Annotated in this window: 1 protein-coding gene (cut by a window edge); it reads right to left on the bottom strand. The window is 67.9% G+C overall.

Translation table 11 applies throughout. The features are described from left to right. Nucleotides 1–12,307 carry the beginning of a non-ribosomal peptide synthase/polyketide synthase gene (locus tag ACFC4D_RS24860; protein ID WP_376066874.1) on the bottom strand. 32,159 nt of this gene lie to the left of the window's left edge, so the window shows 12,307 of its 44,466 coding nt (coding positions 1–12,307); its start codon is at nt 12,305–12,307; its stop codon lies off the left edge, out of view.

Below are 12,307 nucleotides of genomic sequence, written 5' to 3'. Positions count from 1 at the left end.
AGTCGGTGCGGCCCAGGTATTCCAGCTCACCCGTACCGGTCCAGACCACGAGGTCACCGGTGCGGTACATGCGAGCACCGGCCCCGAACGGGTTGGCCACGAACCGATCCGAGGTCAGATCGGGACGCGCCACGTACGCGGTGGCGAGCTGATCGCCCGCCAGATAGAGCTCACCCGCCACACCCACCGGAACCGGCCGCAGCCGCGAATCCAGCACGTACACCTGGGTATTGAAGACGGGCGCGCCGATCGGCACCGTGGCGGTGTCGGCATCGGTGACCTCGTGGAAGGTCACGTCGACCGCGGCCTCGGTGGGGCCGTACAGGTTGTGCAGGCGCGCACCGGTCAGCGCGCGCAGCCGCTGCGCGGTCGGCGCGGGCAGGCCCTCACCGGAGGCGAAGACATTGCGCAGGCTGGTGCAGTCGGCCGCACCCTCGGCGGCCACGAAGACCGCCAGCATGGACGGTACGAAGTGCACCGTGGTGACGTGCTCGGCGGTGATGAGCCGCACCAGGTAGGCGGGATCGCGATGACCGTCCGGCTTGGCGACGACCAGGCGCGCGCCGACCTGCAAGGGCCAGAAGAACTCCCACACCGACACGTCGAACGTGGCGGGGGTCTTCTGCAACACCACGTCGTCGGCGGCGAGGCCGTACTGGGCGTGCATCCAGACCAGGCGGTTCACGATCGCGGCATGGCTGACCGCCACACCCTTCGGGCGACCGGTGGAACCGGACGTGAAGATCACGTACGCGGTGTTCCGCGGCCGCAGCGGGGCGATGCGGTCGGCATCGGTGAGCGGGGTGTCCGCGAAACCGGACAGATCCAGCTGATCGATCCGAACCCGGCGTGCGGCAGACCCTTCCAGATCCGCGACGCCGTCCAAATCATCCCCGGAGGTCAGCGCGCACACCGGCCGCGCGGTCTCCAGGATGTACTGCGTGCGCTCGGCCGGATGATCCGGATCCAGCGGCACGTAAGCGCCACCGGCGACGGTGACGGCGTACATACCCGCCACCAGATCGATGGAGCGCCGCATACCCAGCGCCACAAAGGATTCCGGGCCGACGCCCTCGGCGATGAGCCAGCGCGCGAGCTGCCGGACGCGTCCGGCGAACTGCGCGTAGGACAGACTCGTCCCCTCGAAGGTGACCGCGGTCGCGTCCGGAGTCAGTGCGACCTGTGCTTCGAACAGCGAAACCAGGGTCGCCGCAGCGCCTTCCGCGATCTCGGGCAGCGCCGCGTCCAGCTCGAACGCGGTGTCGTTCCAGCCGCGCAGCACGCGCTGGCGCTCACGATCGCCGAGCAGCTCCACATCGCCGACCCGCATCGTGGGATCGGCGACCAGGGCGGTGAGCATGCGCTCGAACCGCTGCGCGAAGACCTCGGCGAACGGACCGTCGAAAAGGTCGGTGGCATAGACGAGTTCGGCGTCCATGCCGGCCGGATTCTCCGAGTCGGCACCGGCGGCCGGCACCTCGGACAGCGTCAGTTGCAGATCGAATTTGGCCGACTGCTGGTCGATGCCCAGCTCGGACACGCTCAGCCCGGGCAGTTCCAGTGCGGTGCGGCCCAGATTCTGGAACGACAGCATGACCTGGAACAGCGGATGCCGGGCCTGCGAACGCGCCGGGTTCAGCACGTCCACCAGGCGTTCGAACGGCACATCGGCGTGCGCGAAGGCGGCGAGATCGCGCTCGCGCACCTTCTTCAGCAGTTCGGCGAAACTCTCCTCGGTATCGACCGGCGAACGCAGCACCAGGGTGTTGACGAACATGCCGACGAGATCGTCGAGCGCCTGCTCACCGCGACCGGCGACCGGAATGCCGACCGCGATGTCATCGGTGCCGCTCAGGCGGGCCAGCAGCGCGGCGAAAGCACTGTGCACCACCATGAACAGCGTGGTGCCGTGCGATTGCGCGACCCGCTGCAATCCGGTGATCAGCTCACCGGACACCCGGAAGCGGTGCGTGCCCGCCTCGTAGGTGGCCACGGCCGGGCGCGGCTTGGCGGACAGGCGCAGCTCGTCCGGCAGTCCGGCCAGCGTGCGCCGCCAGTAGTCCAGCTGTTCGGTGATGAGCGAGCGCTGATCATCCTCGGAGCCGAGGGTTTCGCGCTGCCACAGCGCGTAATCCGCGTACTGCACCGGCAGTTCCGGCCAGCCCGGGGCCTCGCCGTTGTTGCGCGCGACGTACCCGGTCATGAGATCGCGAACGAGCGGGTTCATCGAGAAACCGTCCGCCGCGATGTGATGCGCGACGAGCACAAGTACGTGATCGTCTTCGGCCAGGCGGAACGCGCGCAGGCGCACCGGCGGTTCGGCGGTGACGTCGAACCCGCGACCGGCGAAATCGTAGACGGCGGCGAACAATTCGCCCTCGGCCACGTCCAGCACGTCGAGCTGCGGAATCGCGCGGGCGGTGGGCAGCACCTTCTGATAGGCGACGCCCTCGTAGGACGGGTAGATGGTGCGCAGCGATTCGTGCCGCGCCACCACATCGGCGATGGCACCGCGCATGGCGGCGAGATCCAGTGCGCCGGTGAGCCTTACGGCCGCCGGGATGTTATTGGCGGCCGAATCGGTGTCGAACCGGTTCAGGAACCACATGCGCTGCTGTGCGAGCGACAGCGGCGGATGCTCGGGCCGGGTGCGCACCGTAAGTGCCTGGCGCACACCGGTTCCGGCGTGCGATTCCACGCGGGCGGCCAGCGCGGCCACGGTCGGGGCCTCGAACAGCACGCGCACGCCGATCTCGGCATTGAGCGCGGCGGACAGCCGGGCGACCACCTGGGTGGCGACCAGCGAGTTGCCGCCGAGTTCGAAGAAGTCGTCGTCGACGCCGACCCGGTCGATGCCGAGCAGTTCGGCGAAGATCGAGGCGGTGATCTCCTCGATCGGGGTGGCCGGGGCGCGGAAACGCCTGGCCTCGAAGACCGGTGCGGGCAGCGCCTTGCGATCCAGCTTGCCGGAGGCGTTCACCGGGAAGGCGTCCAGCACGATGATCGCGGCCGGGACCATATAGCCCGGCAGCGAACGACCGAGCGCGGCCTTGACCGCGTCCAGATCGATGACCGCCTCCGGCTCACGGACCACGTAACCGACGAGCTGATCACCGGCATGGGCATCGGCGCGGACCACCACGACGGACTGCGCGACACCCTGCTGCGACAGCAGGGCGGCCTCGATCTCACCGAGTTCGATGCGCAGACCGCGCAACTTCACCTGGAAGTCGGTACGGCCCAGGTATTCGATCTCCCCCGCGCCGGTCCACTTCACCAGGTCGCCGGTGCGGTACATGCGAGCACCGAGAACGCCGAAGGGGTTGGCCACGAAGCGATCCGCGGACAGATCGGGTCGGCCCAGGTACCCGCGAGCGAGCTGATCGCCCGCGAGATAGAGCTCACCCGCGACACCCGGCGCGACCGGGTTCAGGCGGGCGTCCAGGACGTAGGTGCGGGTGTTCCACACCGGGCGGCCGATCGGCACGAAGACGGTGTCGGCGTCCACGACCTCGTGGTACGTGACGTCGACGGCGGCTTCGGTGGGGCCGTAGAGGTTGTGCAGGCGAGCGCCGGTCAGCTCGCGCAGCTTCTGCGCGGTCGGGGCGGGCAGCGCCTCACCGGAGGCGAAGACCTGCCGCAGCCGCGGCGCGGCAACGGTGGAGTCACCGTTCTCATTGCCGAGGGTGGCGACGAAGACCGAGAGCATCGACGGCACGAAGTGCGCCGTGGTGATGCCCTGTTCGGCGATGATCTGCGCCAGATACACCGGATCGCGGTGGCCATCGGGCTTGGCGACAACCAGACGCGCACCGGTCTGCAAGGGCCAGAAGAACTCCCACACCGACACATCGAACGTCGCCGGAGTCTTCTGCAGCACAGCGTCATTCGCGTCGATCGGGTACTCGTGCTGCATCCACAGCAAACGGTTCACGATCGCACCGTGCTCCACCGCCACACCCTTGGGGCGACCGGTCGAACCCGAGGTGAAGATGACATACGCGGTATGCGACGGGCTGATCGCCTGTCCGCGTTCGGCATCGGTGATCGGCACGGCCGAATAGCCCTCGAGGTTGAGGGAATCGATCTCCAGCACCGGCACATTGCGGCCGGTGACGTAGTCGTCCCGGCCGGTGGTCAGGATGGCGACCGGGCGGGCGGTGTCGAGGACGTAGTCGATGCGCTCGGCGGGCTGATCGGGATCCAGCGGCACGTACGCGCCACCGGCCTCGAGCACCGCGTACATGGCGACCACGAGATCCACCGAACGGCGGATGGCAAGGGCCACCAGCGATTCCGCGCCTACGCCCTGGGCAATGAGCTTGCGGGCCAGGCGATGTACGCGGCCCGAGAACTCGGCGTAGGACAGACCTGTCCCCTCGAAAACGACGGCAATCGCATCGGGGCTGGTCACAGCCTGTGCTTCGAAGAGCGAAACCAGCGTCGCCGCATCGCCTTCGGGCAGTGCGGGCAGTACCTCGGTGAGGTCGAAGGCCGTGTTGTTCCAGCCCTCGAGCACCCTGTCGCGCTCACCGTCGATCAGCAGATCGATATCGCCGATCGGCTGCGCCGGATCGGCGACAACGGCCGCCAGGATCAGATCCAGCCGGTGCGCGAACGCCGCGACCGTGGCCTCGTCGAAAAGGTCACGGGCATAGGAGAACTCGGCGGACATGCCCGCGTTCTCACCGTGCGCGTCCTGCGCCTCCTGCAAGGTCAATTGCAGATCGAACTTGGCCAACTGGGCGTCGTAGTCGATGCCGTTGACCGAGAGTCCGGGCAGTTCCAGGCTGGCCTGCCGGGTGTTCTGGAAGGTCAGCATGACCTGGAACAGCGGGTGGCGGGCCTGCGAGCGCGCCGGGTTGAGCACCTCGACCAGGCGCTCGAACGGCACATCGGCGTGCGCGAAGGCGTGCAGATCGCTCTCGCGCGCCTGCGCCAGGAGATCGGCGAAGGTCTTCTCCGACTCCACCTCGCTGCGCAGCACCAGGGTGTTGACGAACATGCCGATCAGATCGTCGAGCGCGGCCTCACCGCGGCCGTGCACCGGTGTGCCGATGGCGATATCGCTGGTGCCCGACAGGCGGGCCAGCAGGACCGCGAGCGCACTGTGCAGCACCATGAACAGCGAGGCATTGTGCCTGCGGCCCAATTCCACCAGGCGCTGCTGCGTCTCGGCGGAAATAGCGAACGGGTAGGTGCCGCCGCGATACGAGGCGGTGGCCGGGCGCGGGCGATCAGAGGGCAGCACCAGCTCGTCCGGCAGATCGGCCAGGGTGTCGGCCCAGTACCGAATCTGCTTGGCGATCAACGAGTTCGGATCATCCTCGGAACCGAGCACCTCGCGCTGCCAGAGCGCGTAGTCGGCGTACTGCACGGGCAGTTCCGCCCACGCCGGGGCCTCCCACGAGGTGCGGGCGGCGTAGGCGACCATGACATCGCGCGCGAGCGGTCCCATGGACCAGCCGTCGGCGGAGATGTGGTGCACCACCATGCCCAGTACGAACTCGGATTCGCTGAGTTCGAACAGTGCGGCGTGCATCGGCACCTCATCGGTGACGTCGAACGCCATCGACGCCAACTCGACCAGATGGTCGATGAGGTTGGCCTGGGTGACCGGCACCGGGGTCAGGTCGGGCACGATCTGCGCGGCGTCCAGCACCCGCTGAACGGGTCCGTGCGCGGTCTCCGGGAAGACGGTGCGCAGCGATTCGTGCCGGTCGATGACATCGATGACCGCGACCTGAAGGGCCGCCACATCGAGTTCACCCGAGAGCCGGATGGCGACCGGGATGTTGTTGACCGCCGAGGCGGTATCGAAGCGGTTCAGGAACCACATGCGCTGCTGCGCAAGGGAAAGCGGGATATCGGCGGGCCGCTCGCGGGCCACCAGGGCCTTGCGCGCACCGTCACCGGCATGCGATTCCACCCGGGCCGCGAGCGCGGCCACGGTGGCGGCCTCGAACAGCATGCGCACCGGCACGCGGGTATCGAGGGCCGTGCCCAGGCGGGTCGCCACCTGGGTCGCGATGAGCGAGTTGCCGCCGAGTTCGAAGAAGTCGTCGTCGACGCCGACGCGTGCGATACCGAGCACCTCGCCGAAGATCTGCGCCACGATCTCTTCGATAGGCGTTGTGGGAGCGCGGAATTCGCGCACCTCGAACACCGGAGCGGGCAGCGCCCGGCGATCCAGCTTGCCCGAGGCATTGAGCGGGAAGGCTTCCAGCACAACGAAAGCCGACGGCACCATGTACGCGGGCAGCGTGCGGTGCAGCAGCGCCTTCACGCTGTCCAGGTCCACCGGGCCGCGGGTCACCACGTAGGCGACCAGCTGATCACCGGCGACGGTGTCGATGACCAGCACCACGGCCTGATTGACCGACGGGTGGCCGAGCAGGGCGGTCTCGATCTCGCCGAGTTCGATGCGCTGACCGCGGAACTTCACCTGGAAGTCGGTGCGGCCGATGTACTCGAGTGCGCCGGAGGCGTTCCAGCGCACCAGGTCACCGGTGCGGTACAGGCGCGAACCCGGGGTGCCGAACGGGTCGGCGACGAACCGCTCGGCACTCAGGTCGGGGCGGCCGTAGTAGCCGCGCGCGACCTGGGTGCCGCCCAGGTACAGCTCACCCGGGACACCGGCCGGGACCGGGCGCAGGCCCTCGTCCAGGATGTAGGTGTGCGCGTTCCACACCGGACGCCCGATCGGCACCTGCGCCGGGGTCGGGTTGGCGATCGCGGCGTAGGTCGCGTGCACCGTGAACTCGGTGGGTCCGTACAGGTTGTGCACGGCCGCGGTGGAGAAGCGCCGGAACGCGGTGACCGTGGCGGGCGGCAGGGCTTCACCGGCGACCAGAACCGCACGCAGGGAAAGGCATTCGGCCGCCGAGGCACTGCTGGCGAACACGCTCAGCATGGACGGCACGAACGAGGTCATGGTGACCCGGTGCCGTCCGATGACCTCGGACAGGTACATGGGATCGCGGTGTCCGTCCGGGGCCGCGATGACCTGCTGTGCGCCCACGGCGAGCGAACCGAAGAGCTCCCACACCGACACGTCGAAGGTGACGGGGGTCTTCTGCAGGATCACATCGGTGTCGTCGATGCCGTATTCGCTTGTGATCCAGGCGATCTGGTTCAGTACCGCGCCGTGCGGGACCGCGACGCCCTTGGGGCGGCCGGTCGAGCCGGAGGTGTAGAGCACGTACGCGGTGTTCGACGGGCGCAGCGGAGCCAGTCGATCGGCGTCGGTGATCGGCGCGGCGTCGAATTCGCTCAGATCCAGCGAATCCAGGTGCAGCACGGTGCATTCGGCGTTCTCGACCGCGTCATCGGTGGTGGTCAGCAGGACCACGGGACGCGAGCTGCCGAGGACGTAATCGGTGCGCTCGGCCGGATGATCGGGATCGACCGGTACGTAACCGCCACCGGCGGTGAGGGTGGCGTAGATGGCCACCAGCATGTCGATGGAACGGCGAATGCCGACCGCGACCAGCGTCTCCGGACCAACGCCCTCGGCAATGAGCTTGCGCGCCAGGCGATTCACCCGGTCGGCGAAATCGGCGTAGCTGAGTTCGGCGGCCGCGCCGAACATGCTGCCGCTGCGCTCGCCCGGATCGAAGATCAGGGCGGTGCCGTGCGGGCGCACCCGGACCTGTTCCTCGAACAGATCCAGCACGGTGCGCGCGCCGGGCAGCGTGTGTTCGTTGCGGCTCCAATCGCCCAGCACCTGCGCGCGCTCATCCTCGTTGAGGATGTCGATATCGCGGACCACGGTTTCCGGTGCGGTGACGGCGGTTTCGAGTACGCGCACGAAGCGGTGCCCGAACTCGGCCACGGTCTCGGCATCGAACAGATCGGTGGCGTAGGACAGCACCACCGACAGTCCGGCGGCAGCGCCGGACAGGTCACGCTGCTCGGTCAGGGTCCACTGCAGGTCGAACTTGGCGATATCGACCTCGAGCTCATCCGCGGACACGGTGAGCCCGGGCAGCTCCATGGAGCCGTGCGACATCTCCTGGAAGGACAGCATCACCTGGAACAGCGGATGCCGCGCCTGCGAACGGGTCGGGTTGATGACCTCGACCAGGCGCTCGAACGGCACATCGGTGGCCGCGAACGCCGCGAGATCGGTTTCCCGGGTGCGCGAGAGGAATTCGGAGAAGCTCTCCGCCCCGCGCACTTCCGACCGCAACACCAGGGTGTTGACGAACATGCCGATCAGGTCGTCCAGGGCCTGCTCGCCACGACCGGCGACCGGGGTGCCGATCGCGATATCGGAGGTCCCGGACAACCGGGCCAGCAGCACCGCGAGCGCGGAGTGCATCACCATGAACAGCGAAACACCCTGCGCGCGAGCCAATCCGGCGAGTTTGCCGTGCAGCTCGGCCGGGATCTCGAAGGTGACCCGGCTACCCCGGAACGACTGCACCGGCGGGCGCGGGCGATCCGCGGGCAGGTCCAGCTGATCGGGCAGACCCGCCAAAGACGAACGCCAGTAGGCGATCTGGCGTGCGGCCATGGATTCGGGATCGGATTCCGAACCCAGTACCTCACGCTGCCAGAGGGAGAAGTCCTGGTACTGCACCGGCAGCGGAGCCCACGCGGGCTCCTGCCCGCCGACCCGCGCCAGATAGGCGGCGGTCATATCGCGCGAGAGCGGACCGAAGGAGAAACCGTCCGCCGCGATGTGATGCACCACGAAAGCCACGGCGTAATCGGCCGATTCGGCCGTCGCCTCGCCCACCTGGAACACCCGCACCCGAATGGGCAGCTCGCGTGAGACATCGAAACCGCGCGAGGCGAATTCGGCCAGCGCGGAGAACAATTCGCTCTCGGCGATGGGCTGGACCTCGATGCCGAGATCCACCTCGGACATCGGCAGCACCTGCTGCAGACCGCCGTCACCGGATTCCGGGAAGACGGTGCGCAGCGATTCCTGCCGCTCCACCACATCGTGCAGCGCCGACTGCAGCGCGTCGAGATCGACGCCGCCGCGCAACCGCACCACGAACGGCAGGTTGTAGGTGGGCACATTGGGGTCGAACTGGTTCAGGAACCACATGCGCTGCTGCGCCAGCGACAGCGGCACCCGCTCCGGTCGCCGCTGCGCCACCAGCGGCAGTCGCGAAACCTCGGACGGGGCGGTGTTCTCCATGCGGGTGGCGATGCCCGCGACGGTGGGCGTCTCGAACAGCGCGCGCACACCCAGGCGGGTGCTGAACGCGGCCGAGATGCGGGCCACCACCTGGGTGGCGACCAGCGAGTTACCGCCCAGATCGAAGAAATTGTCATCGATGCCGACGCGCTCGTGGCCCAGGACATCGGCGAAGATGCCCGCCACGATCTCCTCGGCGGCGGTGCGCGGGGCGCGGTACCCGGCGGCGTCCACGCTGAACACCGGATCGGGCAGGCCCTTGCGGTCCAGCTTGCCGGAGGTGTTGAGCGGGAACGCCGCCAGCACCATGATCGAGGCCGGGACCATGTAGGTCGGCAGCTTCTCGGCGGCGAAACGGGTCAGCTCGGCCGGTTCGATGCTCTGGCCGGGCATCGGCACCACGTACGCGACCAATTGCTGACCGGTCGCGGTGTCCATCACCAGCACGGCGGCCTGGCTGACCGACGGATGCGCGAGCAGATCGGTCTCGATCTCACCGAGTTCGATGCGCTGACCGCGGAACTTGACCTGGAAGTCGGTGCGGCCGATGTACTCCAGCGCACCGGAAGCATTCCAGCGCACCAGGTCACCGGTGCGGTACATGCGTTCGCCGGTGTCCGACAACGGATTCGCGACGAAGCGATCCGAGGTCAGATCCGGGCGGCCCTTGTACCCGCGCGCGAGCTGACGCCCGCCCAGGTAGAGCTCACCGTGCGCACCGATCGCGGCCGGGCGCAGGCGCGAATCCAGTACGTAGACATCGACATTCCACTCCGGCACGCCGATCGGCACGGTGACGGTGTCGGCATCGGTGTTCTCCCAGTACGTCACCGAGACCGCGGCCTCGGTGGGGCCGTACAGGTTGTGCAGGCCCGCCGAACTCAGCGACCGGAAGCTCGCGCCGGTCTCCGGCGGCAGCGCCTCACCGATGACGAAGACGGTCTTCAGCGAAACACACTGCGCGGCACTGGCATGCGAGACGAACACGGTCAGCATCGACGGCACGAAGTCGGTGACCGTGACCCCGTGGCGCTGAATGGTTTCCGCGACGTACACCGGATCGCGATGCCCGTCCGGGGTCGCGATGATCATCTTCGCGCCCACCATCAGCGGCAGGAAGTAACCCCACAGCGAGACGTCGAAGGTGGTGGCGGTCTTCTGGAGGTAGACGTCGTCGGCGGTGAAGCCGTACTCGTCCAGCATCCAGAGTTCCTGGTTGACGATGGCGTGATGGGTGACCGCGACGCCCTTGGGGCGGCCGGTGGAACCCGAGGTGTAGATGACGTACGCGGTATTGAGCGGGCGCAGCGGGGCGATCCGATCCGCGTCCGTCACCGGATTGTTCGAGTAGCCCGATACGTCGAGGGTGTCGATCTCCAAGCGCCGCACCGAATCCGGCAGCGCGAGTTCATCGCGCGCGGTGGTCAGTACGCAGACCGGTGCCGCGGACTCGAGGATGTAGGCGGTGCGATCGGCCGGATGATCCGGATCGATCGGCACGTACGCGCCACCGGCGCGCAGCACCGCGTGCATACCGATGACCAGTTCCAGCGAGCGCCGCATGCCAAGGGCGACAAGCGATTCCGGGCCGACGCCGTCGGCGATCAGGAACCGCGCCAGGCGGTTGACGCGCTCGCCGAATTCGGCGTAGGTCAGCGTCGCGCCCTCGAACTCCAGGGCGATATTGTCCGGCGTCAGCGGGATCTGCGCGTCCAGCAGATCGGGCAGCGTGGTGGTCGGGACCTGATGTCCCGCCGAATTCCATTCCACCAGGGTGCGAGTGCGTTCGGCGGTGGTGGTGATGGGCAGACCCCACACCCGCTGCTCGGCGCTCGCGGCCAGGAAGTTGTCGAAGAACTCCAGGAAACGCGAATGATGCTGACGCGTCTCGTCTTCGGTGTACAGGTTCGGGTTGGTCTCGAAGTCGATGTGGTTCCGGGTGCCCGCCACCGACTGGTAGAAGTTGATGCCCAGATCCTCGATGGAACCGGTGGACAGCACGCTGTACTCACCGGTGACCGGGCCCAGGGTCACCTCGTTGTGGAACAGCATGATGTTGACCCAGGGTCCGAAGAACTCCCGGTTCACCACGCCCTCGCCCGCGCTGTCGCGGCGAATGTCCTCGTGCCGGTAGCGCTGATGCCGCAGCGCGCCGGAGATCTCGACGGTGACCTGTTTGACCAGCTCGTCGATGGTGGTGCCGTGCCCGACCCGCAGGCGCAGCGGCACGATGTTCGACGCCGCGCCACCCGAGCGGCGCATGGCCGCGGTGGTGCGTGCGGTCACCGGCAGCGACAGGATGACGTCCTCGGTGCCGGTCCACTGCGCCAGATAACCCGCGAAACCGGCGACCAGCAGCACCGCCGGCGACGAATCATGAACGGCCACCGCGGTATCGAGCAGTGCGCTCTGATCATCGGTGAGCGAGGCGGAGGCGACGCTGTTCATCGCGGCCGGGGGCGCGCTGCGCCCGGACAGAGATGTCCCCTCTTCCAGACCGGCCACTCGCTCGGCCCAGTGCGCCTTGTCCCCGGTGAAGCGGGTGCTCTCGCGGTACGCGAACTCCTGCTCGACCATGGTGCGCAGCGGGGTCGCCTTGGAGGCGGCGGGTTCCTCGCCGTTGTAGCGCGCGGTGTAGATCTCCGCGACGCGACCCAGGTAGGTCATGGCGCTGAAGCCGTCGAGCACGATGTGGTGCACGCGGGCGTACCAGTAGTAGTGGTCCTCGCCCACCTGGATCATCGCCGAGCGGATCAGCCGATCCTCGGTGATGTTCAGCGGCCGGCTGTAGTCGGCGCGCATCCACTCCAGGGCGGCCGCGCGCGGATCCTCGGCATCGCGGACATCGACCTGATAGATCGTGCGGTCCAGCGACTCGTCGATCAGCTGCAGCGGTTCGCCATTGCGCTCGATGATGCGCAGGAAGCCCGAACCCACCTCGAGCGAGCCGTCGACCATGGCCTGCTCCAGCAGCGGAACGTCGATCACACCGCGCAGTTCGACGTACTGCGCGATATTGATCGGCACCTGCGGGTCGAGATGCTGGGCGTACCAAATGCCCAGCTGAGCAGGCGACAGCGGAAACGCCTCGCCCGATCCCGGCGCGATTTCGCTGCCAGCTTCGCCGTTGCCGCCGAAATCTAGCCGGTCCAA

The sequence above is a fragment of the Nocardia sp. NPDC056000 genome (assembly GCF_042269265.1).
Taxonomy (GTDB): Bacteria; Actinomycetota; Actinomycetes; order Mycobacteriales; family Mycobacteriaceae; genus Nocardia.
This window is presented reverse-complemented; position numbering and strand designations above follow the sequence as displayed.